This is a genomic window from Priestia megaterium NBRC 15308 = ATCC 14581, assembly GCF_000832985.1.
Lineage (GTDB): Bacteria > Bacillota > Bacilli > Bacillales > Bacillaceae_H > Priestia > Priestia megaterium.
Genome location: NZ_CP009920.1, coordinates 915,203 through 941,830, shown reverse-complemented (window position 1 = coordinate 941,830; position 26,628 = coordinate 915,203). Strand labels below are relative to the sequence as shown.

Here is a 26,628-nt window from a genome sequence, read left to right as displayed (position 1 = left end):
AAAAGGAGCTAATTCACCGTGTGTGAGAGCTCCTTTTTTCTTAGAAATAAATAGTACAAATAAATAAGCGCTTACATACATAACAAATGTAGAACTACTTGTCTTTAGGGTTTATAATATAATGGAAATCATTTATAGTTAAACTAGGTGAAAAAAAGGGGGCACCTCTCGAAGGCCAGCCAAGAAATGGGAGGGGTTTGATGGAGAAAATTGAGTGGTATTTAGAATATCAAATACAAAAAAATCGTCCGGGTCTTTTAGGTGATATTTCATCGCTTCTTGGAATGTTGTCAATTAATATTGTCACAATTAATGGAGTGGATGATATTCGCCGTGGATTATTGCTGCGCTGTGATTCACATGAGCAAATAGACAGGCTTGAATCTATTTTGAAAACAATGGATAATATCATTGTGACAAAAATGAGACCGCCTAAATTGCGTGATAAGTTAGCAGTGCGTCACGGTCGCTATATTCAGCGGGACGCAGATGATAAAAAGACGTTCCGTTTCGTAAGAGATGAATTAGGTTTGCTCGTAGATTTTATGGCGGAACTGTTTAAACAAGACGGTCATAAGCTTATCGGCATTCGAGGTATGCCGCGAGTAGGCAAAACCGAATCCATTGTAGCAGCTAGCGTATGTGCGAACAAAAGGTGGCTTTTTGTGTCTTCTACACTCTTAAAACAAACGATTCGCAGTCAGCTTATTGCTGACGAATACAACGCCGATAATATTTTTATTATTGACGGGATTGTATCGACAAAACGAGCGAATGAAAAGCACTGGCAGCTTGTACGAGAAATAATGAATGTACCCGCGACAAAAATTGTGGAGCATCCGGATGTATTTGTACAAAATACCGAGTATTCGTTAGATGATTTTGCCTACATTATTGAAATAAGAAACGACCCCAATGAGAAAATTACATATGAAATAATGGAAGGTCCTCAAATGTTTCAAGACGGTGGATTATCGATGTTTGATTTTTAGCATAATTGGTAGGTGTTAGCATTGACAGAGTTAGGACAAAGGTTAAGACAAGAACGAGAAAGCAAAGGATTGTCGTTAGAGGATTTACAAAAACTAACGAAAATTCAAAAACGCTATTTACTTGGCATTGAAGAAGGCAATTATGAGGTTATGCCCGGGAAATTTTACGTACGAGCGTTTATTAAGCAATACTGCGAAGCAATTGGGTTGGACACAGATGCTATTTTTGAAGAATACAAATCAGACATTCCTTCAACTCAAACAGAAGACATGCCGCAGCAGCTTTCGCGCGTTCGCAGCCGCAAAGAAATTCCTCAGCATACAAAAGGAGTTTCAAAAGCATATGACTACCTTCCAACTGTTCTAGTGGTGGCGGGAGTTGTAGTTGTTGGGATTATTATTTGGGTAATCGCTCAAAATATCGTCTCGGATAAAAACAAGGAGCAGGCTAATCAAGAAGCTCCAAACAGCGAAGTTCAGCAGTCTAATACGCAGGAAGAAACGAATGAAACTACTGCAAAAAATGACAATAGCAACTCAGAAGATGAACAAAGTGCTGCTGATAAGAAAGAACAAGAAAAAGAAAAAGCTGAAAAAGAAAAAGCCGCAAAAGAAAAAGCTGAGAAAGAAAAAGCTGAAAAAGAAAAGAAAGACAGCGGTAAACAAGAATACAAGGAAGTTCAAAAAACAGGCAGAAGTGCTACGTATGCTCTTTCCGGTACAGATGCATTTAATCTAGAAGTAACATCCACTCAAGCAGATACTTGGTTAGATGTAAAAAATGGAAAAGGAAATGCTTTCTTTAGCTCCATTCTAAAAAAAGGTGAAACAAAAGAATTTGATTTGACGAAAGAAACTGAAGCTCGTGTCAACATCGGTTATTCACCTGGGGTAGAGTTAAAAGTAAATGGAAAAGCGGTTGACTTGCCGTTTGATTCATCCAAGCAAGTTCGACAAGTTGTAACGATTCAATATCAGCCGGCAGAAGCACAGTAAACACCCTGTTTTAAAAAGTGATCAGGGTGTAAATAAAGATAATATGTGAATTAATCACTCATTCACGCTATAATAAAACTAAAGCCGTGCAAACAACTTCGTTTGCACGCTTTCAGTTTGTAACAGTAATTGGAGGCAGAAGAAGTGAATTTACCAAACAAGATTACCATTTCGCGGATTTTTCTAATTCCCGTATTCCTCATTTTTATGTTGGTGCCGCTACCATTTGGCACAGTAGAGGCGGCAGGAAAAGAGATTCCGATCGCTCATCTATTAGGGGCAGCATTATTTATTATTGCATCTACAACAGACTGGATAGACGGATACTATGCTCGAAAGTACGATTTAGTCACGAACTTGGGCAAATTTTTAGATCCACTAGCAGACAAGCTATTGGTTTCAGCTGCGCTTGTAGCTATTGTTGACTTAGATTTAATTGCAGGTGCAGGATGGGCTGCTATCATCATTATTAGCCGTGAATTTGCTATCACAGGTTTAAGACTTGTACTAGCAGGGGAAGGGGAAGTTGTAGCAGCAAATATGTTAGGTAAAATTAAAACATGGACTCAAATTTTAGCTATTTCAGCTATTCTGTTGTATAACTTGCCTTTTGAATGGGTTTCCATTCCATTTGCTAGCGTAATGCTTTGGATCTCAGTGATTTTTACGGTTATTTCAGGCTGGGACTACTTTGCTAAAAACAAACAGGCTTTTGTTAATTCAAAATAAGTAAGATGGAGATGATATGATGAACGCTGAAATTATTGGAGTCGGCTCTGAGCTGCTGCTTGGACAAATTGCCAATACAAACGCTCAGTATTTATCGAAAAAATTAGCCGAACTTGGAATTAATGTTTACTATCATACGGTAGTAGGAGATAATGCACAGCGCTTAAAAGAAGTGATTGCTACAGCTCAAACGCGTGCAGAGTTAATTATTTTCACAGGCGGGCTTGGTCCTACAAAAGATGACTTAACAAAAGAAACAATTGCGAGTGTGCTAGGAGTAGAGCTGACAACAAATGCAGAAGCACTTGAAAGCATTGAAGCCTATTTTAAACAGTCAAATCGTATCATGACACCTAACAATAAAAAACAGGCAATTGTGCTAGAAGGTTCGGCAGTGCTCCCTAACGATTACGGAATGGCTCCAGGTATGGGGCTTACGGTAGAGGGAAAACACTATATGTTATTCCCCGGGCCTCCAAAAGAGCTTTATCCAATGTATGAATCGTATGGTCAAGAATTTTTAGCTCAAAAGCTTGAATTAAAAGAAAGTATTGAATCACGCGTTCTTCGCTTTTTCGGAATAGGGGAATCACAGCTTGAGACGGAAATTGAAGATTTGCTTGATGCGCAAACCAACCCGACGATCGCGCCGCTAGCAGGAGATGGAGAAGTGACGCTTCGCTTAACTGCTAAGCACGCTGATGCTGCTGAAGCACAGCGCATGTTAGACGAAATGGAAAAAACCATTTCAGAGCGCGTAGGCGAGTATTTATATGGATACGAAGCAACTTCTTTACATAATGAATTGGTAAAAGAATTAACGGCACAAGGATTAACGATTGCTTCAGCCGAAAGTTTAACCGGCGGTTTATTCAGCGAACGTTTAACATCTGTTTCAGGTGCTGGAGAAGCTGTAAAAGGCAGCCTGGTCGCCTATCATTATGAAATCAAGCAAAATATTCTCGGAGTGAGCGAACACACGCTGAATCAGTACGGAGCCGTTAGCGAGCAGTGCGCGGCTGAAATGGCTCAGCGTATTCAACAGTTATGCAAAACGGATATTGGCATCGGGTTTACAGGTGTAGCTGGACCCTCCAAACAAGAAGGACATCCTGTAGGAACAGTATATATAGGGGTAGCCTATAAAGATCAAGCTCCTCAAGTTTACAGCCTGCAGCTATCTGGAAGCCGCCAGGGGATTCGTTCACGAACGGTTAATTATGGCTGTCATTACGTATTAAAGATGATAAAGAAATAAAGAAAAAAGGCTGTTTGGTTTTTCCAAAACAGCCTTTTTTTTATAAAATAACAAACGAACATTTATTCGCTTTTTGCTTGTCAAACGACTCAAAAACTAGTATAGTAAGTTATAGAAAGTTGTTAATTCGACATTGCTACTACATCGTAGTAAGTTTGCAGTTTATAGATGATTTCAAAGAGATAGAGGAGGAAATTGAGTGAACGATCGTCAAGCAGCCCTTGATATGGCTTTAAAACAAATTGAAAAGCAATTTGGTAAAGGTTCAATTATGAAATTAGGTGAACAAACGGAAAAAAGAATTTCTACAATTCCAAGTGGTTCATTAGCGTTAGATATAGCCTTAGGTGTAGGTGGATATCCACGTGGACGTGTAGTTGAAGTATATGGTCCAGAAAGCTCAGGTAAAACAACAGTTGCTCTTCATGCGATTGCAGAAGTTCAACAGCAGGGCGGACAGGCTGCATTTATCGATGCGGAGCACGCGTTAGATCCTGTATATGCTCAAAAATTAGGTGTGAATATTGATGAGCTATTATTATCTCAGCCTGATACGGGAGAACAAGCTTTAGAAATCGCTGAAGCTTTAGTTCGAAGCGGTGCAGTAGATATTATCGTTGTTGACTCAGTAGCAGCATTAGTGCCAAAAGCGGAAATTGAAGGAGAAATGGGAGACTCTCACGTGGGTCTACAAGCTCGTTTAATGTCTCAAGCATTGCGTAAACTATCTGGAGCTATCAATAAGTCTAAAACAATCGCTATCTTTATTAACCAAATTCGTGAAAAAGTCGGCGTTATGTTTGGTAATCCTGAAACAACTCCTGGTGGACGTGCGCTTAAATTCTATTCTTCAGTGCGTCTAGAAGTGCGTCGTGCAGAGCAGTTAAAGCAAGGAAACGATATTGTAGGTAACAAAACAAGAATTAAAGTTGTGAAAAACAAAGTAGCTCCGCCTTTCCGTGCTGCTGAAGTAGATATTATGTACGGAGAAGGTATTTCAAAAGAGGGTGAAATTTTGGATATCGCTTCTGAACTAGATATTGTTCAAAAAAGTGGATCTTGGTATTCATATAATGACGAGCGTCTAGGTCAAGGTCGTGAAAATGCAAAACAATTCTTAAAAGAAAATACTGATATTCGTCAGGAAATTGCGGGACAAGTGCGTGAACATCATGGTTTAGACCAAGATGGAGAGCCAGCTCCTGAGGATGACGATCAAGGCGATTTAAATATTTAATTTGCTGCGAGATAAAAAAAGACTCCTCTATTTCAAAGAAGGGGTCTTTTTTTTGTAAAAATTGTTAATGCTAGAAAAGTAACATACGAAATTTCAATATATACTGTAGAGGCAGGCTTGACAATAAAAATGCACAGATTTACAATTAAGATGTATATTTTCCCTTTTTAAAACATTTTAGCGTTTAAAAGCCTTTGTGTGTATATTGAAAGGTGAATACGATGTACATGCCGACATGAAATTTAAAACTTACAAGTTTATAGCAAGGGGAGGTGAAATGATGGATACTAATACAATCATCTTCGCTTTGCTTGGCCTAATCGTCGGTGCAGTTGTTGGCTTTTTTGTTTGTAAATCGATTGCTGAAGCTAAAATTGCGGGAGCAAAGTCTAGTGCAGAACAAATTATTGATGAAGGAACCCGCGAGGCGGAAGCTTTGAAAAAAGAAGCTTTACTAGAAGCGAAGGATGAAATCCATCAGCTTCGTACAGAGGCAGAACAAGATATTCGTGATCGTCGAGCAGAACTTCAAAAACAAGAAAATCGATTAATGCAAAAAGAGGAAAATCTTGATCGTAAAGACGAATCACTTGATAAACGTGAAGCGTTACTTGAAAAGAAAGATGATTCTCTTACTGTTAAACAACAGCATATTGAAGAGATGGAAAGCAAAGTTGAAGAAGTAGTACGTGCACAGCAAACAGAGCTAGAGCGCATTTCAAGCTTAACAAGAGAAGATGCAAGAGCGATTATTTTAGATCGTGTTGAAAATGAACTTTCCCACGACATTGCAATAATGGTAAAAGAAACAGAAAACCGTGCAAAAGAAGACGCCGATAAAAAGGCGAAAGAAATTCTTTCACTTGCTATTCAGCGTTGCGCAGCAGATCATGTTGCTGAAACGACTGTCTCAGTTGTTAACTTGCCAAATGACGAAATGAAAGGCCGAATTATCGGTCGAGAAGGTCGAAACATCCGTACGCTTGAAACTTTGACAGGAATTGATCTTATTATTGATGATACGCCAGAAGCAGTTATTTTATCAGGATTTGACCCAATTCGTCGTGAGACAGCAAGAATTGCACTTGATAAACTCGTTCAAGATGGTCGTATCCATCCCGCGCGTATTGAAGAAATGGTTGAAAAATCTCGCCGTGAAGTGGACGAATATATTCGTGAAGTTGGTGAACAAACGACGTTTGAAGTCGGTGTTCACGGGTTGCACCCAGACTTGATGAAAATTCTTGGTCGCTTAAAATTCAGAACAAGCTATGGTCAAAATGTGCTGAAACATTCAATGGAAGTAGCGCATTTATCAGGACTTATGGCTGCTGAATTAGGTGAAGATGAAACGTTAGCCAAACGAGCAGGATTGTTACATGATATTGGTAAAGCAATTGATCATGAGGTAGAAGGAAGTCACGTAGAAATCGGTGTTGAATTAGCTACAAAGTATAAAGAACATCCGGTTGTTATTAACGCGATTGCTTCTCACCATGGAGATACAGAACCAACATCAATCATTGCTGTACTAGTTGCAGCAGCGGATGCATTATCTGCTGCAAGACCAGGTGCTCGTAGTGAGACATTAGAAAACTACATTCGTCGTCTTGAAAAGTTAGAAGAAATTTCAGAGTCTTATGAAGGCGTTGAAAAATCATTTGCGATTCAAGCAGGGCGTGAAGTTCGTATTATGGTGAAACCAGATACGATTGGTGATCTAGAAGCGCATCGACTTGCTCGAGATATCCGAAAACGAATTGAAGATGAGCTGGATTATCCTGGCCACATCAAAGTAACCGTTATTCGTGAAACAAGAGCAGTAGAGTATGCAAAATAAAAATGAAGTGGCGTTTCGCCACTTTATTTTTTTTCGTAGAGATGAAGATGCAGATTAAGAATGAAGTATAGGAGCTTTTACATGAGAATTTTATTTATTGGAGACGTAGTTGGTTCTCCAGGCCGTGAAATGGTTGAAGAATATTTACCAAGATTAAAAAGAAAATACTCTCCGGGACTTACAATTGTGAATGGAGAAAATGCAGCTTCAGGAAAAGGCATTACTGAAAAGATTTATCGTCAGTTCTTGCAAGCAGGGGCTAATATTATTACCCTTGGTAACCACGCGTGGGACAAACGTGAAATTTTTGATTTTATTGACGATGCAAAAAATCTTGTTCGTCCAGCTAATTTTCCTGAAGGTACACCCGGCAAGGGAATTACGTATTTTACGTACAATCAGCTTGAGGTAGCCGTGATTAATTTACAAGGGCGCACGTTTATGGCTCCGCTTGATTGTCCATTTCAAAAAGCGGATGAAATGATTGAAGAAGCACGTCAGCGCACTCCGCTCATTTTTATTGATTTTCATGCTGAAACAACAAGTGAAAAGCAAGCGATTAGCTGGTATGTGGACGGTCGTGTCAGCGCTGTTGTCGGCACTCATACGCATGTTCAAACAGCTGACAATCGTATATTGCCAAAAGGAACAGCCTACATCTCTGACGTAGGAATGACGGGACCATATGACGGCATTTTAGGGATGGAGCGCGAAGCTGTTATTAAGCGTTTTTTAACGTCTCTTCCTGTTCGATTTGAAGTGCCAAAAGAAGGAAGAACGCAGCTTAGTGGAATCGTTATCGATATTGATCAAAAGACGGGGAAAGCAACAAAAACAGAGCGAATTTTAATTAACGAAGACCATCCGTTTTTTGAATAAAGGGAAAAAGTCAATGTGTCGAAAGACGATACGTTGGCTTTTTTATTTTGTCAAAAACGTAAAAAGAAAAAAGAAAGGTGTAGAAATATAAGTTTTTGAATATTTAGGAAAAACAAGCAGGAATACGTTTGACATATCGTGAATATAGTAACATTGAAATCAATTAAGTCATTGGTCTAATGATCTCTCATCATACATTGTAAAGAATAAGGAGGAGCTAGATATGGAAATATTAAAAGTTTCAGCAAAGTCTAATCCAAATTCAGTTGCTGGTGCCTTAGCAGGCGTGCTGCGCGAACGCGGCGCAGCAGAAATTCAAGCCATTGGGGCCGGGGCGCTTAACCAAGCAGTAAAAGCTGTAGCAATCGCAAGAGGGTTCGTTGCACCAAGTGGGGTTGATTTAATCTGCATCCCAGCTTTTACAGATATTCAAATTGATGGAGAAGAGCGAACAGCCATTAAATTAATTGTAGAGCCGCGATAATTATAAAAACCACGGACCTGTAAAGCATAGAAGCCAAACAGGTCCTTTTTGTATAGAGTTAAAGGGGTGTGGGTTGTGATATTTGATGCTCATTGTGATGTATTGATGAAGCTCTGGTTAAATAAACGTTTATCTTTTACATATGATTCAGCGCTGCATGTGACGTTAGAAGGAATAAAAAAAGCAAATGGGAAAGTTCAGCTATTCGCTATTTATATTCCAGAAGCAGTTCCGGCAGCTCAGCGCTTTGATGTTGCGTTAGAAATGATACAGCTGTTTCAGAGTCATATTTTGTCGCTTCCCGGTGTGAAATGGGTTCGTTCAAAACGCGATATAGATAGCTTGAAAAAAGGTGAAATAGGAGCAATGCTGACGCTTGAAGGGTGCGATGCCATTGATACAAGTTTAGTTCGCTTAAAGACGCTTTTTTTACTGGGTGTACGTTCAGTAGGTTTGACATGGAATTATAGCAATGCCGTGTGTGACGGTATTTTAGAACCTCGAGGCGCAGGGTTATCTTCTTTTGGAAGAGAAGTTGTTGAATTGAATAATGAACATAAAGTGTGGACGGATGTATCTCATTTATCGGTAAGAGGTTTTTGGGATGTGATTGAGCTAGCACAATATGTAGTGGCTACTCATTCCAATTCACACGTATTGTGTTCTCACCCGCGGAATTTAAGAGACGATCAAATTCATGCTTTAATAAAGCGAAACGGCGTGATTGGCATTACGTTTGTGCCTGAATTTTTAACGAGTTCTGCCAAAGCGCAAATAGAGGATGTGATCCGTCATCTTGATTACATGTGTGAAAGAGGAGGCGAATACTCCGTTGGTTTTGGCTCTGACTTTGACGGCATTGACAAAACGGTTCATCGTCTCGGAAGATATGAACAGTATACGAATTTAATCGAAGAACTCCTTAAGCATTACACTGAGGAGCAGGTAAAACGTTTTCTGTTTCAAAACTTTGCTGATCGCGTATGCAGCTAATAAAAAAAGAGCTTTTTCTTCTTGGAAAAGCTCTTTTTTATAGAAGTTATTTATATACTAATGCCTCATGTGAAGGCAGAAAAGATCATTAAAAAACTTCATCTTATTCATTAAATATAAATATAATTAAAACGATTGAGAATTCAATGGAAAGGGTTGCATTTTTCTGGCAATCGGAATAAAATTGAAAACGGATTATGGAGCTGTTCAAGCAGAAACGTATCCTGCACAGCGGCAAGGTGCTGTGGGAGTTTTGCAGATGATTTTGGTTCGTGAAATGCAGAAGCAAATGAAATCGTTTGCTAATTTACTTTTTTCAGTTTTTATCAATAAAATAGATTTCTATATTATGAGCAATTAAAGGAGTGGCGTTGATTTATGGTACAGCAACTTTCATGGAAAGTTGGCGGACAGCAGGGTGAGGGAATCGAAAGTACGGGAGAAATTTTTTCAACCGCTTTAAATCGATTAGGTTATTACTTATACGGCTATCGTCATTTTTCTTCTCGTATCAAAGGTGGACATACAAATAATAAGATTCGAGTGAGTACAACTCAAGTTCGATCTGTGTCAGATGATTTGGATATTTTAGTTGCGTTCGATCAGGAAACAATCGATGTAAACGTCCATGAGCTGCGCGTAGGAGGCGTTGTAATTGCAGATGCGAAATTCAACCCAAGTCTGCCCGAAACATGTACAACTGCTACGCTATATGCTGTTCCGTTTACGGAAATTGCAACGGAATTAGGAACGTCGCTAATGAAGAACATGGTTGCTGTAGGCGCTTCAAGTGCTGTGCTTCATATTGACACAGAAGTATTTGAAGAAGTAGTACTTGAAATCTTCGGTAAAAAGGGCCAAAAAGTTGTACAAAAAAACATGGAAGCTATTAAAAAAGGTGCAGATTACATTCGTGAACAGCTAGGCGAACAATTAGAAACAATGAAACTAGATCCAGCGGATGGTAAAAAACGTATGTTTATGATTGGAAACGATGCCATTGCGCTAGGTGCTTTAGCCGGTGGGGCTCGTTTTATGCCAGCATATCCAATTACCCCTGCTTCAGAAATCATGGAATACTTAATTAAAAAGCTTCCTCAATTCGGTGGAACCGTTATTCAAACAGAAGATGAAATCGCAGCATGTACGATGGCTATCGGAGCTAACTATGCAGGCGTACGCGCGCTGACAGCATCAGCTGGACCAGGTTTATCCTTAATGATGGAGTCGATTGGATTAGCGGGTATCACTGAGCAGCCTGTTGTGATTATCGATACGCAGCGCGGCGGTCCTAGTACAGGGCTTCCAACTAAGCAAGAACAGTCTGATTTAATGGCTATGATTTACGGTACGCACGGTGAAATTCCGAAGATCGTCATGGCGCCAAGTACGGTTGAAGAAGCATTCTACGATACGATTGAAGCGTTTAACTTAGCAGAAGAATATCAGTGTCCAGTTATTATGCTAACGGATTTACAGCTTTCACTTGGGAAGCAATCAGTAGAACCGCTTGACTATAACCGCGTTGAAATCCGCCGCGGTAAGCTTCACCAAGGAGAGCTAGAAGAGCTGGAAGAAAAACAGTACTACAAGCGCTACCGCGTAACAGAAGACGGTGTATCACCACGCGTCATTCCAGGAATGAAGCATGGAATTCATCACGTAACGGGAGTAGAACATGATGAGACAGGAAAGCCATCTGAATCTCCGGTGAACCGCGATGATCAAATGAATAAGCGTCTTCGTAAAACAAAAGGAATTCGTTTTAATACGCCAATTCATGTTCACTCTCATGAAAAAGAGTCTGATATTTTATTTGTTGGATTTAATTCGACGCGTGGAGTTATTGAAGAGGCAATGGAACGTTTGGAACAGGACGGTATAAGAGTAAATCACGCTCACATTCGTTTAATTCATCCTTTCCCAGCTGACGAACTGCTTCCTTACGTGCAAGGAGCTAAAAAAGTAGTCGTCGTTGAAAACAATGCTACTGGACAGCTTGCTAATATTTTAAAAATGAATATTGCAAGTCATGATAAAATTCAAAGCGTATTGAAGTATGATGGAAATCCATTTCTTCCGCAAGAAGTATACGCAAAAAGTAAGGAGATGTTTGTGTTAAATGGCAACGTTTAAAGATTTTCGTAACAGTGTAAAACCTAACTGGTGTCCGGGGTGTGGAGATTTCTCCGTACAAGCAGCCATTCAACGCGCATCTGCTAACGTAGGTTTAGAACCTCATGAGCTTGCTGTTATTTCAGGTATTGGATGTTCTGGACGTATCTCTGGTTATATTAATTCATATGGTTTTCACGGTATTCACGGACGTGCGCTTCCAATCGCTCAAGGTGTAAAAATGGCTAATCGTGACTTAACCGTTATCGCATCTGGCGGCGATGGAGATGGGTTTGCTATCGGTATGGGACACACGGTACACGCGATTCGCCGAAACATCGATGTGACGTATATCGTAATGGATAACCAAATCTATGGTTTAACAAAAGGACAAACATCTCCTCGTAGTGAAGTAGGATTCAAGACAAAAAGTACGCCTCAAGGATCAATTGAGTCGTCTTTATCTGTCATGGAGCTTGCGTTAACTTCTGGAGCAACGTTTGTGGCTCAAAGCTTTTCAACGAATTTAAAAGAGTTAACAAGCTTAATTGAACAAGGCATCCAGCATAAAGGTTTTTCTTTAATTAACGTATTTAGCCCGTGCGTAACGTATAACAAAGTGAACACGTATGATTGGTTTAAAGAAAACCTAACTAGTCTTAGCACAATTGAAGGTTATGATGCAAACAATCGTATGCAAGCTATGCAGACGTTAATGGAGCATAACGGCTTAGTAACAGGACTTATTTATCAAAATGCGCATCAGCCGTCGTATCAGCAGCTTGTTCACGGTTATAGTGAAGAGCCGCTGTCAAAAGCAGACTTAGGTATGACTGAGGAAAAGTTTGATGAGCTAGTAGCTGAATTTATGTAAAAGAGGCTGCAATAAAAGCAGTTTAGTAGAGAGAAGATCCGAACGGTGAACTGAGATTCTTGATGGAGAATCCAACTCGTTCGGATTTTTTCATAGTGATAGCGAACGTAGGTTTCATGTAGTGAGTGGTTTCTAGCTGTTAATTGGAGAGCTAGGAGAAGGCTCCTGCGAGAAAAGCGAAATAGGTGAGAACCCGCGGGAGCGGAAGCGACGAGGAGGCTCATCGACCGCTCGCCGAAAGCGAAGTTTTGCACAGAAATCAACAGCGGTGTAATAAGCGAATTTCTATGAGCTCTTTTATCCCGTTTGTTCGTCTCTAAAATAGAATAATTTAGTTATGTATCAATCTCTTCTTGTGATTTAAGAAATGTTTCGAAAGCCGAATGGAATTTTAACGAAACAGGTATAGAAAATAGGTATATGATTGTGTTCGCTACTTGAAAGTTATATACTATGTTAATGTGATGAGTTTTATGCATAAGCATAGGGCTGTCACATTTTTTTGCGATTTACAGGTGCAACGTGACAATTGTCATGGTGAAAGGAGATTTTTTTATGAACGAAAAACAACGTTTAGAAAGCAACCAAGTTAATCCAGCGGACAAAAAATCCGAAAAGGATTACAGCAAATATTTTCAAACAGTATACATGCCACCTTCTTTAAAAGATGCGAAAAAACGAGGAAAAGAAGAAGTTTCCTATCACAATGATTTTGCAATCGATGAACAGTTTCATGGAATGGGACAGGGACGTAAGTTTTATATCCGTACGTACGGCTGTCAAATGAATGAGCACGATACAGAAGTAATGGCTGGTATTTTTCTAGGCCTTGGCTACGAGCCAACTGACTCTGTTGAAGATGCTCATGTTATTTTATTGAATACGTGTGCGATCCGTGAAAATGCGGAGAATAAAGTGTTTGGTGAATTAGGACACTTGAAGGCCTTAAAGCGCGAGCGCCCTGAGCTATTAATCGGCGTCTGCGGGTGTATGTCTCAAGAAGAGTCAGTTGTAAATAAAATTTTACAAAAACATCAGCACGTGGATATGATTTTTGGTACACACAACATTCACCGTTTGCCTCACATTTTAAACGAAGCATACTTAGCAAAAGAAATGGTGATTGAAGTATGGTCTAAAGAAGGGGACGTTATTGAAAACCTTCCAAGAGCACGTAAAGGCAGCGTCAAAGCATGGGTTAACATCATGTACGGCTGTGACAAGTTCTGTACGTACTGTATCGTTCCGTATACGCGAGGAAAAGAACGAAGCCGCCGTCCAGAAGACATTATCCAAGAAGTACGTCACTTAGCTGCTCAAGGCTACAAAGAAATTACGCTTTTAGGTCAAAACGTTAATGCATACGGAAAAGATTTTGAAGACATAACGTACGGCCTAGGCGACTTAATGGACGAAATCCGTAAAATTGACGTTGCTCGTATCCGTTTTACAACAAGTCATCCTCGTGACTTTGATGACCGTTTAATTGAAGTTCTTGCTAAAGGCGGAAATCTTGTCGACCACATTCACTTGCCTGTTCAATCAGGAAGCAGCGATATCTTAAAAATTATGGCACGAAAATATTCTCGTGAACATTATTTAGAGCTTGTTCGTAAAATTAAAGAAGCCATTCCAACAGCATCCTTAACAACTGATATTATTGTTGGTTTCCCAAATGAAACGGATGAGCAGTTTGAAGAAACAATGTCGCTATATCGTGAGGTTGAATTTGATAGTGCTTATACATTTATTTATTCACCTCGTGAAGGTACGCCAGCTGCTAAGATGCAAGACAACGTACCAATGGAAGTGAAAAAAGAGCGTCTTCAGCGCTTAAATGCTCTTGTAAATGAAATTTCTGCAAAGAAATTGAAGGAATATGAAGGTAAAGTTGTCGAAGTATTAGTAGAAGGTGAAAGTAAAAATAATCCGGAAGTATTAGCAGGCTACACGGAAAAAAGTAAGCTTGTAAACTTCAAAGCACCTAAGTCAGTGATTGGGCAACTTGTAAAAGTAAAAGTTACAAAAGCCAAAACATGGACATTAAACGGGGAAATGGTAGAAGAAACAGCAGAGGTGAAGTAATATGGCGCAGTATAACAAGAGTGACGTAATTAAACGTGCTCAAGAGCTGGCAAAAATGATTGCTGAAACGGAAGAAGTAGATTTCTTCAAGCGTGCCGAAGCTCAGCTTAACGAAAATCAAAAAGTGCGTGAAACCATTGCAAGCATTAAAAGTTTGCAAAAACAAGCTGTTAATTTCCAACATTATGGTAAAACAGAAGCGTTAAAACAAGTGGAGGCAAAAATCGATCGTTTACAGGAAGAGTTGGATGAACTGCCGATTATTCAGCAGTTTCAAGAGTCTCAAATAAACGTGAATGATTTGCTTCAACTTGTTGCTAACACTATTTCAAACACAGTAACGGATGAAATTATTGTGTCAACAGATGGTGACTTACTGCGCGGTGAAACAGGTTCACAGGTGCGAAACAGCCCTGGATCTAGCTGCTCATAAAGAAAAAATGCCTCAGCAATTTGCTGAGGCATTTTTTTGTGCATTCCGTGGTATAAAAATTGGGCAGATTTTCTCTCTAATAATTGTCACGTTTTTCTATATCCTTGCATACAATGGAACATAGGTTTTTTATGCCTTAAACCTAGTTTCTTAAAAATAATGTGCAAACAAGTGAATGAGCCTGCATAGGATGAAATGAAGATAGTTTGAGGAGGGTATGCTCACATGTCACAACACTATAGAGAAATTATTACAAAAGCAGTCGTAGGTAAAGGTCGCAAGTTTACACAATCGTCTCATACGCTTGCACCGAAAAATCGACCAACAAGCATCTTAGGGTGCTGGGTGATTAACCATGAGTACAAAGCAAAGAAAAGCGGCAGCAATGTAGAAGTTGACGGCAGATATGATATTAATATTTGGTATTCGTACAATAATAATACAAAAACCGAAGTTTGGACGGAAACCGTATCATACAAAGATAATATTAAGCTGCGCTATAAAGATGAAGATTCGATTGGAGACGATTACGAAGTAATTGTTCGCGTGCTGCAGCAGCCAAATTGCCTAGAGTGCACAATTTCACCAAATGGCAATAAAACGATTGTTCAAGTAGAGAGAGAATTGTTGGCGGAAGTGATTGGTGAAACAAAGGTTTGTGTTGCAGTAAATCCGAAAGGCTGCGATGATGAAGACGAGTTTGATTTAGACGTAGATGACGATGAATTTGAAGATTTGGATCCTGATTTTATATTAGGGGACGATGAGTAACTAGGAAGAAGTTCTTCCTAGTTTTTTTATTTTTACTATTTTAAGAAAATTCTTATAAAAACAAAAAAATATATTGCTTTTTGTCGAATGCGCAGTGTATAGTAAATCTAAAGAAAATAATGCATTAATTTTCAGAAAATTTAGTTATATCAGATAAGTATTTTTTGGGGGTTTACTATGAGCTTATTTCGTAAAAAATCAATTCAAACGTTAATTAGTGAAACCAACTCTAAAGGTGTTAAATTAAAAAAGGATTTAGGCGCTTTCGATTTAACAATGTTAGGGATTGGAGCCATTATCGGAACCGGAATTTTTGTATTAACGGGCGTAGCCGCCGCTGAACATGCCGGTCCAGCTTTAGTTATATCTTTCATTATGTCAGGACTTGCGTGTGTGTTTGCAGCTCTTTGTTATGCAGAGTTTGCCTCAACAGTTCCCGTTTCAGGAAGTGCATACACTTACAGTTATGCAACATTTGGTGAATTAATCGCTTGGATTTTAGGGTGGGATCTTATCTTGGAATACGGTCTTGCTTCTTCTGCTGTAGCCAGCGGATGGTCCGGGTATTTCCAAGGATTATTAGCAGGGTTTGGCATACATTTTCCAAAAGCTTTAACAAGTGCATATAATCCTGCAAACGGCACTTATATTGATATTCCAGCAATTATGATCGTATTTTTAATCACATTACTTTTAACTCAAGGAGTAAAAAAATCTTCACGTTTTAATGCTATCATGGTTATTATTAAACTGGCTGTTGTACTTCTGTTTATCGGGGTAGGAGTTAGCTATGTTAAACCAGAAAACTGGACGCCGTTTATGCCGTTTGGTTTCTCGGGAGTAGCGACTGGAGCAGCAACTGTATTCTTCGCCTACATTGGGTTTGATGCTGTAGCAACAGCGGCCGAGGAAGTACGCAAGCCTCAGCGGGATATGCCAATCGGAATTATCGCATCTCTTGCGATTTGTACAGTCCTTTATATCGTCGTATCGCTTATCTTAACAGGAATCGTACCTTATACAGAATTAAATGTTAAAAACCCTGTAGCGTTTGCTTTAAGCTACATTAACCAAGACTGGGTAGCAGGATTTATTTCATTAGGCGCAATTGTTGGTATTACAACGGTATTACTCGTTATGATGTATGGACAAACTCGTTTATTTTATGCGATCAGTCGAGATGGTCTATTGCCAAAGCCTTTTTCAAAAATCAGTGAGAAAAAACAAACGCCGGTAGTAAATACGTGGATTACATGTTTACTAGTATCCATCTTCTCTGGTTTAGTACCATTAGGAAGATTAGCTGAGTTAACAAACATCGGTACTCTTTTTGCTTTCATGACCGTATCAATTGGAATTTTATATTTACGTAAATCAAAACAAACTTCAGAATCGACTGGTTTCCGTGTACCGTTCGTGCCGGTGATTCCAATTTTAGCTTTTGTGTTCTGTTTATACTTAGCACTTCAGCTTCCAAAGTTAACATGGATTAGTTTCGTAATTTGGCTTGTATTAGGGCTAGTGGTTTACTTCTTATACGGACGTAAGCATAGTCATTTGAACAGCAGTAAATAATGAAAAGCTTCGGACAAGCTTCTTCCTTCGTCCGAAGCTTTTTTATTTGTTTTATGAAAAGAAATTGAAGATTGTTCTATTTGAATAAATTAAGTTTAAGAAAGACTTATGTTATAATACGTGTAGCAAAAACGCACAACTAGATGTGGTATGGAGGAATAGTATGGCAGCGTATACGCCAATGATACAGCAATATTTGAGAATTAAGGCAGAGTATCAAGATGCCTTTTTGTTTTTTAGATTAGGTGATTTTTATGAAATGTTCTTTGAAGATGCTACGACAGCTTCTCAAGAACTTGAAATAACATTAACAAGCCGAGACGGAGGAGGACAAGAGAGAATTCCGATGTGCGGGGTTCCGTATCACTCTGCTCCTACGTATATCGAGCGTTTAATTGAAAAGGGATTTAAAGTAGCTATTTGTGAGCAAGTAGAAGACCCTAAGCATGCAAAAGGTGTTGTAAAGCGGGAAGTGGTGCAGGTGATTTCACCCGGAACACTGATGAACGAACGCGGACTGCATGAAAAGGAAAATAACTATATTTGTTCTGTTACTGCGTTCGAGGATCAAACGTTTGGTCTTGCTCTTTCTGATTTGTCTACAGGAGAAAACAGCGTAACGCTTGTTAGTTCGTTTCACGATATAGTCTCAGAGATTTATGCAAAAGAAGCAAAAGAAGTCGTTGTAAGCTCTGAGTTTCCTGCTGACTTATTACAAACACTAAAAGAGCGCATGACGATTACCATTTCTTATGAGAATAGTACAGAGCAAGTAGAAGGACTAGATTATTTAGTAGAGTCGCTTCAGCAGCAAAAGCTTATCACAACGTTTGCGCGTATTCTTCAGTATTTAACTCGCACGCAGAAGCGTTCGCTTGAACACTTACAGCCCGTGCAGTTTTATCAAATCAATGAATATATGAAAATTGATTTGTTCTCTAAGCGAAACTTAGAGTTAACCGAAACGATTCGTTCAAAAGGAAAGAAAGGCTCGCTTCTATGGTTATTAGACCAGACCGTTACGGCAATGGGCGGCCGTTTATTAAAAAATTGGATTGACCGTCCGCTTTTAAAACAAGCGGATATTGATAATCGTTTGAATATGGTAGATGTCTTAATGAAACAGTTTTTTGAACGAGAAGAACTGCGTGAGTTGCTAAAAGACGTATATGATTTAGAACGCTTAGCTGGTCGAGTCGCTTTTGGTAATGTAAATGCTCGTGATTTAATTCAATTAAAAAAATCATTGCAAAATGTACCTCATATTCAAGAGGTTGTGAATCGTTTGAATCATCCTTATGCGACAAAGCTTGTTGAAGACATTGATCCTTGTGAGCGATTAGCTAATCTTCTTGAAAGAGGATTAAAAGAGCACCCTCCTTTGTCAATTAAAGAAGGAGACATTATTAATGACGGCTATCATGAACAGCTTGACCAATACCGAGATGCAAGCCGAAACGGAAAAACGTGGATTGCGTCACTTGAACAGCAAGAGCGTGAGAAAACAGGGATTCGCTCACTGAAAATTGGTTATAATCGCGTGTTCGGCTATTATATAGAAGTAACGCGGGCAAATCTGCATCTTTTGCCTGAAGGAATGTATGAACGAAAACAGACGTTAACCAATGCAGAACGTTTTATTACGCCTGAACTGAAAGAAAAAGAAGCGCTGATTTTAGAAGCGGAAGAGAAAATTGTAGAGCTGGAATATGAATTGTTTTTACAAATCCGTGAGGAAGTAAAAGCATATATCCCAAGGCTGCAAGAACTCGCTAAAAAAGTAAGTGAGCTTGATGTACTGCAGTGCTTTGCAAAAATCAGTGAAGAACGTCATTACACGAAGCCTATTTTTTCAAGTGAAGATATTTCGATTCAAAATGGACGCCATCCAGTGGTAGAAAAAGTAATGAATTCGCAGGAATATGTGCCAAACGACTGTCAAATGACGGATGATAGTTCAATTTTGCTGATTACAGGACCCAATATGTCTGGTAAAAGTACGTACATGCGCCAGGTCGCTTTAACGGCGATATTAGCTCAAATTGGCTGTTTTGTGCCAGCAGACGAAGCGGTTCTGCCGATTTTTGATCAAGTATTTACACGTATCGGAGCAGCCGATGACTTAATTTCAGGTCAAAGTACATTTATGGTCGAGATGCTAGAAACGAAAAATGCAGTGACAAATGCCACTCAGTCGAGTCTAATTCTATTAGATGAAATTGGACGCGGCACGTCTACGTATGACGGAATGGCTCTTGCTCAAGCAATTATTGAATACGTTCATGAACATATTGGCTGTAAGACCCTATTTTCTACTCATTATCATGAATTAACCGTACTCGATGAGTCGCTTCCTGCGCTTAAAAATGTTCATGTAAGCGCGGTTGAAAAAAATGGGAAAGTCGTCTTTTTACACAAAATCAAAGATGGTGCTGCAGATAAAAGTTATGGTATTCACGTAGCGGAACTAGCAGAACTTCCAGATCCGCTTCTAGAGCGAGCTCGCGTCATCTTACACGACTTAGAACAATCTTCTGAGCGTGAACCTGTACGTCAGGCTCCAAAAAGAGAAGAGATGACACAACAAGTTCCACAAGAAGGTGCTTCTTTGGTTCAAGAAGAACGTGCAGATAATAAAAAAGCAGATGAAGCCAATCAGCTTTCGTTCTTTGAAATAGAAGAGAAAAAAGAAAAGCCTGCGCTTTCGAAACGGGAAAAAGCAATTATAGATCGTTTAAAAGAGCTGGATATTTTAGAAATGACGCCTTTAGACGCAATGAATGCGATGTATGAACTGCAAAAATCATTAAAGAAGAAATAGATTGAGAGGAGTGAGTCTGTGGGTAAAATTGTGCAGCTTTCAGACGAACTTTCAAATAAAATTGCTGCCGGAGAGGTTGTTGAACGACCTGCTTCGGTGGTGAAAGAACTAGTCGAAAATGCTATTGATGCAAACAGTACAGTTATTGAAATTGAGCTAGAAGAAGCTGGGCTTTCAAAAATTCGTATATTGGATAATGGAGACGGCATTGCTTCTGAAGACTGCTTGACCGCTTTTAAAAGACATGCGACAAGTAAAATCAAAACAGAACAAGATTTATTTCGAATTCGAACGTTAGGATTTCGCGGTGAAGCTTTGCCAAGTATTGCTTCAGTTTCAATGCTTGAACTCAAAACGAGTACGGGAGAAGAAGCCGGCACTCATCTTAAACTTAGAGGCGGAGAAATCGTTCATCACGAATTAACGTCAAGCCGAAAAGGTACCGAACTTGTTATTGAAAACTTATTTTTCAACACACCTGCACGTTTGAAATATATGAAGACGGTAAACACAGAGCTTGGTAACGTAACGGATGTCGTCAATCGCCTTGCGATGTCTCATCCTGAAGTTTCAATTCGGCTGATGCATCAAGGAAGACAGCTTCTATATACGAACGGAAGCGGAGATGTGCGCCAAGTGCTTGCCGCTATTTATGGAATGGCAGTAGCCAAAAAAATGATTCCGATTAACGTTCAGTCACTTGATTATGAAGTGAATGGTTACGTCGCTCTTCCTGAAATTACAAGAGCTTCTCGTAACTATATGTCCACCATTATTAACGGTCGGTTTGTTAAAAACTACGGGCTGTTAAAAGCGGTACAGCAGGGCTATCATACCCTTTTACCTATCGGCCGTTTTCCAATCGTGTTTTTAACCATTACAATGGACCCTTTGTTAGTGGACGTGAATGTTCATCCAGCGAAACTAGAAGTGCGCTTAAGTAAAGAAGCGGAGCTGTTTGAGCTTATTGAACAAGGAGTGAAAGCTGCTTTTAAAAAGCAGCAGTTAATTCCGGATGCTGTAGTACCAACTAAGTCAAAATCTGCTGTTCAGCCAACTGAGCAGCAGACCTTTACATTTGATCATCAGTCTAAAACGTCTGGCTATCAGCCTTCTAATACGGTTCGCGAGCCTAGTTTTAAGGAGGCTCCGGCTCGTGTAGACGAGATTATGCCGCCTGTTAAAACAGAGGTCATACGTCAAGATGAAGAACTCCAACCAACGTTTCGAGAAATAGAACACTATGAAGAATCGGTGGAAGAAAACGCTCCTATTCCAGAACCGAACCATTCAGCCGAAGATCAGCCAGAACCGCGTGTTCCTGCGATGTACCCAATTGGTCAAATGCACGGAACGTATATTTTGGCACAAAATGAAAAAGGATTATTTATTATTGATCAGCACGCGGCGCAGGAGAGAATTAAGTACGAATATTTTAAGCGAAAGCTCGGAGAAGTAGATTCAGAAGTTCAAGAACTGCTTATGCCGCTCACGCTAGAGTTCTCGGGAAATGAAGCTTTGATTTTAGAAGAATACAAAGACATGCTTGCTGAAGTAGGAGTCTTCTTAGAACCGTTTGGACAAAACTCCTATATAGTTCGTTCGCATCCGCAGTGGTTTCCAAAAGGAGAGGAACAGGAAACCATTGAAGAAATGATTCAGCAAATCTTTACCATGAAACGAGTCAATATCGAAAAGTTACGAGAAGAAGCGGCTATTATGATGAGCTGTAAAGGATCGATTAAAGCGAATCATCATTTGCGAAACGATGAGATTTTTGCTTTACTTGAAACGTTGAGAAAAACTACGGATCCATTTACGTGTCCGCACGGACGACCAATTATTATTCATCATTCGACGTATGAAATGGAAAAAATGTTTAAGCGAGTGATGTAGGCAATGCGGCTAGCTGCAGCTAGCCGTTTTGTTGAATAAATCATCACCATTTGGATAAAATGGAATGATGTGAATGCCTATAGATGAAAGTAGTGTTGTTATGACGGGAGAGAAACCAAAACTTATTGTCATTATTGGACCAACTGCGGTTGGTAAAACAAAATTAAGCATTGAACTTGCCAAACAGTTAGACGGAGAAATTATTTCAGGTGATTCGATGCAAATTTATAAAGGGATGGATATCGGAACAGCAAAGGTGTCAGAAGAAGAGATGCAGGGGGTTCCCCATTACCTGATCGATATTAAGGAGCCGGATGAATCGTTTTCTGTGGCAGAATTTCAAGAGATTGTAAGAAAACAAATCGATGATATTCATGCTAGAGGAAAAATGCCGATGATTGTTGGAGGGACGGGTCTTTATATTCAATCCGTTATTTATGATTATCAGTTCACAGAAACTCCTAGTGATGAAAAAGTTCGTGAACGAATGGAAGTATTTATTGAAGCTCATGGCATCGATCCCCTGCATGAAAAGCTCAAAGAAATTGACCCAGACAGTGCGGCTGCTATTCATAAAAATAACCATCGCCGTGTAATTCGAGCGCTTGAAGTTTATGAAGTAACCGGCAAAAAATTCAGTGACTATACAAAAGAACAGTCGCAAGAGTTATTATACGATGTAACCATTATTGGACTTACAATGGATAGAGACGTATTATATGAGAGAATTAATCACCGAGTCGATATGATGATGCAGGCTGGACTGCTTGAGGAAGTCAAATCATTGTACGAAAGTGGTCTGCATGATGTACAATCAATTCAAGCTATCGGCTACAAAGAGCTTTATGCTTATTTTGAGGGACGCTGTACGCTCGAAGAAGCCGTTGAACAGTTGAAACAAAATTCACGCAGATATGCAAAGCGTCAGTTAACGTGGTTTCGAAATAAAATGCCTGTAAAATGGATAGAGATGGAAGTTGACAAATTTCCCGAAAAGTTTGCTGAAATTTTTACATATATTGCAGGAAAGCTGAAGAAAGAAGCGAATTAAGTAAACAGATAGAGAAACGAGGAGGCCGAATAATGAAACAATCAGTTAATATTCAAGATCAATTTTTAAATCAATTACGTAAAGAAAATATCTATGTGACAGTATTTCTTTTAAATGGTTTTCAATTAAGAGGACTAATTAAAGGATTTGATAATTTTACTGTGTTAATTGAATCTGAAGGAAAACAGCAGCTGATTTATAAACATGCGATTTCGACATTTGTACCAAATAAAAATATTACAGTAGAACTTGAATAGAGATTAAAGAGAAGCATCCGCATATTCGGATGCTTTTTTTATGTAAATAAAGGCTTAGAAAAGTTTCTTAACATTGTTTTTACTCATTGAACATAAACCTTATAATAGACGATTATTTCTTCGGTAATAAGGGATCATTGTCTTCGTATCGTTCATCGCATGCAGCTATGCGATACAGAGAAGTGGGATGAAACGAGAGGTGAACATGGTGGAACAGCCGATAACTCTTAAAAATAATGGGCAAATTAATATCATTTTAAATAATGAAACAAAAAAGGAAAAATCGTATACGACATCAATTCCGCGTCCTGCCAAAAAAGCTGTCATAAATCATGAGCCGCTTCGGGAAATTGAACGAGAAATGAGCGGACTGGTTGGAATGGAAGAATTGAAAAAAATGATAAAAGAAATATATGCGTGGTTATATATTAACAAAAAAAGAGAGGAACAGGGCTTAAAAGCGGGAAAGCAGGCGCTGCATATGATGTTTAAAGGAAATCCAGGAACAGGGAAAACGACGGTAGCCCGCCTGCTAGGTAAATTATTTTTGAATATGAACATCTTGTCTAAAGGACATTTAATTGAAGCAGAGCGGGCAGATTTAGTTGGAGAATACATTGGTCATACCGCTCAGAAAACGAGAGATCTTGTAAAAAAAGCGCTTGGAGGTATTTTATTTATTGATGAGGCTTATTCTCTTGCAAGAGGAGGAGAAAAAGATTTTGGAAAAGAAGCGATTGATACATTGGTTAAACATATGGAAGATTCAAATGATAAGTTTGTATTGATTTTAGCTGGTTATCCAAGAGAAATGGAAAATTTCTTAAGTCTTAATCCAGGGCTGCGCTCTAGGTTTCCGTTTATTTTTGATTTTCCGGATTATGATGTCAATGAACTGATGGACATTGCCGGTCACATGATGAATGACAGGCAGTATCAGTTTAGTACAGAGGCCTATAAAAAGCTAAAAGATCATTTTATGGACGTGAAGTACAATCAGACGCCTAGGGATTTTAGTAACGGTAGATATGTGCGAAACATTATCGAACGTTCCATACGTACTCAATCCATGAGGCTTTTAGAAGAAGAAAGCTTTGAGCGCAACGAGCTTCTAACTTTAACGTCAAGCGATATTCAGCTGTAAAAAAAAGCCTTTCGTTACGAAAGGCTTTTTTTTTCTACATATTTGGTTGTCGAATCGTTTTGATCGGCAGGCGCCATTTGTAAATATATGAACACATCCGAAGACCTACAAGTAAGATAAATAACGTATAAAGTTCTACAGGCGTATTTGTAATATGCAGCCCTACGCTAAATCCTGCGATAATCGCCCATACCGCATAAATTTCATCTTTAAGAACAGTAGGCTTTCGGCGTGCTAATAAATCTCGGATAATTCCCCCGCCGCTTCCTGTTAAGACCGCAGCTACAATAACCGCGCTAAGCGGATGGTTCATATGAGTGGCATAAAGCGCTCCTTGAATCGCGAATGCTGCAAGGCCAATGGCGTCCGAAAAGTTTCCCCATCGCTTCCAATGTTTTAAGATATTGTTTGGAAATAAAAAAGTGGCAGTGATAGATAATAAAGCAATCTGAAAAAAGAGTCCTTGTTCCCAAAGGGCAGACACCGGTACACCAATAAGCAGGTTTCGAATGGCTCCTCCGCCAAAAGCCGTTACGATTCCCAGTATGTAAACGCCTAAAATATCATACTCCTCTTCCATGGCAATGAAAGCTCCGCTGATTGCAAAGGCAATCGTTCCAATAATGCTAAGTACGTCCCAAGTCATGATGCTATCCCCTTTATTCTGTTTTCACCAAGTAGCGACTATTATTTTAAAATCAGGCAGCCTGATTCAAATTTCGATAAGTAAACCAATTCAAATTGTATACAGAATTTCGTGATATTTCAATGTTTTTTTAATCATCGTTTTATAGATTTTAAAAAGGGTGTTAAACTAGTAAAAGACAATGTATTCTGTCTCTTTTGCAAAGATGGAGAAATGGACATTTTTTTGATATGATATGAATGATTTGTCAATTTAATAGTAAGGGAAGGAAAAATCTTTGACAGCAGAAATGAATACTGAACTTGAACGCGTAATTTTAGTCGGATGTCAGCTTCATGACGATGACGAACGTTTTGAATATTCAATGGATGAGCTAGCATCTTTAACTGAGACTGCAAAAGGCGAAGTGCTGGTAAGGTTAACGCAAAAGCGCGATCGCATTCATCCAGCTACTTATATTGGAAAAGGGAAAGTAGAAGAACTTGTGGCTCTTGAAGAAGAGTTAGAGCCTGATTTAATTGTATTTAATGATGAATTGTCACCGAGTCAAATCCGCAATTTGTCAGCAGGGTTATCTGCGCGTGTTATTGACCGTACGCAGCTGATTTTGGATATCTTCGCACAGCGTGCTCAAACGCGAGAAGGAAAAATGCAGGTGGAACTGGCTCAATTAAATTATCTGCTGCCTAGGTTAGTAGGACAAGGGACCGCTTTGTCACGTCTTGGAGGCGGAATTGGAACAAGAGGTCCTGGTGAAACGAAACTTGAAAGTGACCGCAGACATATTCGCCGTAAAATTGATGAAATTAAGCGTCAGTTAAAGACAGTGGTAAGTCACCGCGAACGTTATCGAGAAAGACGTAAGCGTAATCATGTCTATCAAATTGCAATTGTGGGCTATACGAACGCTGGTAAATCGACGATCTTTAACCGCTTAACAGAGGCGGGTATTTTTGAAGAAAATCAGCTGTTTGCAACTCTTGATCCAACGACAAGACAGTATACGCTTCCGTCAGGACTAACGGCTCTTTTAACGGATACGGTTGGATTTATTCAAGATCTTCCAACAACGTTAGTAGCCGCGTTCCGTTCAACACTTGAAGAAGTAACCGAAGCTGACCTTGTTCTGCACGTGGTAGATTCTTCTAATCCAGATTACAACAACCACGAAAAAACAGTGCATCGCTTACTAGAAGAGCTGAACGTAACGGACATTCCGATGCTGACAGTTTACAATAAAGAAGATATGCAGCATGAACTATTTGTCCCATCCGCTTCCACATCTTTATCAATGAGCGCTTTTAAAGCTACTGATTTAGTGAAGCTTGGAGAAAGAATTCAAGAAGAAATGAAAAAAGAAATGGCGTTTTTTCATGTGCTGCTGCCGGCTTATGAAGGAAAAATGCTCGCTGAACTCAAAACGGTCTCTATTCTTGAGTCGTTAAAATTTAATGAAGAAACTGAGAAGTATCAGTGCAAAGGGTATATTGCAAAAGAGCATCCCCTTTACAAAAAGCTACAAACGTTTGAAGAAAGTTGAGGAACAAAGAAA

At 39.3% G+C, this 26,628-nt stretch carries 23 protein-coding genes; 22 read left to right on the top strand and 1 reads right to left on the bottom strand.

From position 1 onward, the window contains the following. Positions 1-200: 200 nt before the first annotated feature. From BG04_RS05395 to spoVK, 21 genes are all read left to right on the top strand, one after another. On the top strand, positions 201-992 hold the full coding sequence (locus BG04_RS05395) for a DUF3388 domain-containing protein (RefSeq protein ID WP_034649265.1): 792 nt from the start codon (positions 201-203) through the stop codon (positions 990-992). Positions 993-1,004: 12 nt separating this feature from the next. Continuing rightward, a complete protein-coding gene (locus tag BG04_RS05390; RefSeq protein ID WP_228459493.1) occupies positions 1,005-1,988 on the top strand; it encodes a helix-turn-helix domain-containing protein in 984 nt (327 codons plus the stop codon). A gap of 144 nt (positions 1,989-2,132) precedes the next feature. Then, complete coding sequence (pgsA, locus tag BG04_RS05385) at positions 2,133-2,717, top strand: CDP-diacylglycerol--glycerol-3-phosphate 3-phosphatidyltransferase (RefSeq protein WP_034649266.1); 585 nt, start codon at positions 2,133-2,135, stop codon at positions 2,715-2,717. 16 nt (positions 2,718-2,733) lie between these two features. Continuing rightward, positions 2,734-3,975 carry a competence/damage-inducible protein A gene (locus BG04_RS05380; protein ID WP_034649269.1) on the top strand — a complete coding sequence of 414 codons (1,242 nt, stop codon included), beginning with the start codon at positions 2,734-2,736 and terminating at the stop codon, positions 3,973-3,975. 199 nt (positions 3,976-4,174) lie between these two features. Then, complete coding sequence (gene recA, locus BG04_RS05375; protein WP_013058804.1) at positions 4,175-5,212, top strand: recombinase RecA; 1,038 nt, start codon at positions 4,175-4,177, stop codon at positions 5,210-5,212. Between the two features lie 280 nt (positions 5,213-5,492). Then, entirely contained in the window at positions 5,493-7,052 is a 1,560-nt protein-coding gene (rny, locus tag BG04_RS05370) for a ribonuclease Y (protein WP_013058803.1), read from the top strand. An 81-nt stretch (positions 7,053-7,133) separates the two neighbouring features. Further along, positions 7,134-7,931, top strand: coding sequence for a TIGR00282 family metallophosphoesterase (locus BG04_RS05365; protein ID WP_028410858.1), 798 nt, complete (start codon positions 7,134-7,136; stop codon positions 7,929-7,931). 223 nt (positions 7,932-8,154) lie between these two features. Continuing rightward, positions 8,155-8,415 (top strand): stage V sporulation protein SpoVS, encoded by a 261-nt coding sequence (gene spoVS, locus BG04_RS05360; RefSeq protein WP_003181955.1) that lies wholly within the window; start codon positions 8,155-8,157, stop codon positions 8,413-8,415. Between the two features lie 75 nt (positions 8,416-8,490). Then, positions 8,491-9,408, top strand: a complete 918-nt coding sequence (locus tag BG04_RS05355) for a dipeptidase (RefSeq protein ID WP_034649274.1) — start codon at positions 8,491-8,493, stop codon at positions 9,406-9,408. 184 nt (positions 9,409-9,592) lie between these two features. Then, the gene (locus BG04_RS30535) at positions 9,593-9,769 is read left to right on the top strand and encodes a hypothetical protein (RefSeq protein WP_155276292.1); all 177 of its coding nucleotides are present in this window, start codon (positions 9,593-9,595) and stop codon (positions 9,767-9,769) included. A 17-nt stretch (positions 9,770-9,786) separates the two neighbouring features. Continuing rightward, positions 9,787-11,544 (top strand): 2-oxoacid:acceptor oxidoreductase subunit alpha, encoded by a 1,758-nt coding sequence (locus BG04_RS05350; protein WP_034649277.1) that lies wholly within the window; start codon positions 9,787-9,789, stop codon positions 11,542-11,544. After that, the gene (locus BG04_RS05345; protein ID WP_034649280.1) at positions 11,531-12,397 is read left to right on the top strand and encodes a 2-oxoacid:ferredoxin oxidoreductase subunit beta; all 867 of its coding nucleotides are present in this window, start codon (positions 11,531-11,533) and stop codon (positions 12,395-12,397) included. The genes BG04_RS05350 and BG04_RS05345 overlap by 14 nt, the downstream gene beginning before the upstream one ends. Before the next feature lie 555 nt (positions 12,398-12,952). Beyond that, positions 12,953-14,482, top strand: a complete 1,530-nt coding sequence (gene miaB, locus BG04_RS05340) for a tRNA (N6-isopentenyl adenosine(37)-C2)-methylthiotransferase MiaB (RefSeq protein WP_013084741.1) — start codon at positions 12,953-12,955, stop codon at positions 14,480-14,482. 1 nt (position 14,483) lies between these two features. Next, positions 14,484-14,915, top strand: coding sequence for a YlbF/YmcA family competence regulator (locus BG04_RS05335; RefSeq protein WP_013058797.1), 432 nt, complete (start codon positions 14,484-14,486; stop codon positions 14,913-14,915). A gap of 225 nt (positions 14,916-15,140) precedes the next feature. Further along, positions 15,141-15,686 (top strand): outer spore coat protein CotE, encoded by a 546-nt coding sequence (locus BG04_RS05330; protein WP_013058796.1) that lies wholly within the window; start codon positions 15,141-15,143, stop codon positions 15,684-15,686. Positions 15,687-15,863: 177 nt separating this feature from the next. Beyond that, positions 15,864-17,261 (top strand): branched-chain amino acid transporter BcaP, encoded by a 1,398-nt coding sequence (gene bcaP, locus BG04_RS05325; RefSeq protein WP_013084740.1) that lies wholly within the window; start codon positions 15,864-15,866, stop codon positions 17,259-17,261. 163 nt (positions 17,262-17,424) lie between these two features. After that, positions 17,425-20,082, top strand: a complete 2,658-nt coding sequence (mutS, locus tag BG04_RS05320) for a DNA mismatch repair protein MutS (RefSeq protein WP_034649283.1) — start codon at positions 17,425-17,427, stop codon at positions 20,080-20,082. Between the two features lie 18 nt (positions 20,083-20,100). Then, positions 20,101-21,978 carry a DNA mismatch repair endonuclease MutL gene (gene mutL / locus BG04_RS05315; protein WP_016765355.1) on the top strand — a complete coding sequence of 626 codons (1,878 nt, stop codon included), beginning with the start codon at positions 20,101-20,103 and terminating at the stop codon, positions 21,976-21,978. A 100-nt stretch (positions 21,979-22,078) separates the two neighbouring features. Then, positions 22,079-23,029 (top strand): tRNA (adenosine(37)-N6)-dimethylallyltransferase MiaA, encoded by a 951-nt coding sequence (miaA, locus tag BG04_RS05310; RefSeq protein WP_034654991.1) that lies wholly within the window; start codon positions 22,079-22,081, stop codon positions 23,027-23,029. A gap of 32 nt (positions 23,030-23,061) precedes the next feature. Beyond that, on the top strand, positions 23,062-23,286 hold the full coding sequence (gene hfq, locus BG04_RS05305; protein ID WP_013058791.1) for an RNA chaperone Hfq: 225 nt from the start codon (positions 23,062-23,064) through the stop codon (positions 23,284-23,286). A gap of 205 nt (positions 23,287-23,491) precedes the next feature. Continuing rightward, positions 23,492-24,430, top strand: coding sequence for a stage V sporulation protein K (gene spoVK, locus BG04_RS05300; protein ID WP_223546698.1), 939 nt, complete (start codon positions 23,492-23,494; stop codon positions 24,428-24,430). 34 nt (positions 24,431-24,464) lie between these two features. Here spoVK and BG04_RS05295 read toward each other — a convergent pair whose 3' ends face one another. Continuing rightward, positions 24,465-25,076, bottom strand: coding sequence for a trimeric intracellular cation channel family protein (locus BG04_RS05295; RefSeq protein ID WP_013058789.1), 612 nt, complete (start codon positions 25,074-25,076; stop codon positions 24,465-24,467). Positions 25,077-25,353: 277 nt separating this feature from the next. On the opposite strand from BG04_RS05295, the gene hflX reads away from it, so the two are divergent. Then, positions 25,354-26,616, top strand: coding sequence for a GTPase HflX (gene hflX / locus BG04_RS05290; RefSeq protein ID WP_080743228.1), 1,263 nt, complete (start codon positions 25,354-25,356; stop codon positions 26,614-26,616). Positions 26,617-26,628 lie beyond the last annotated feature (12 nt).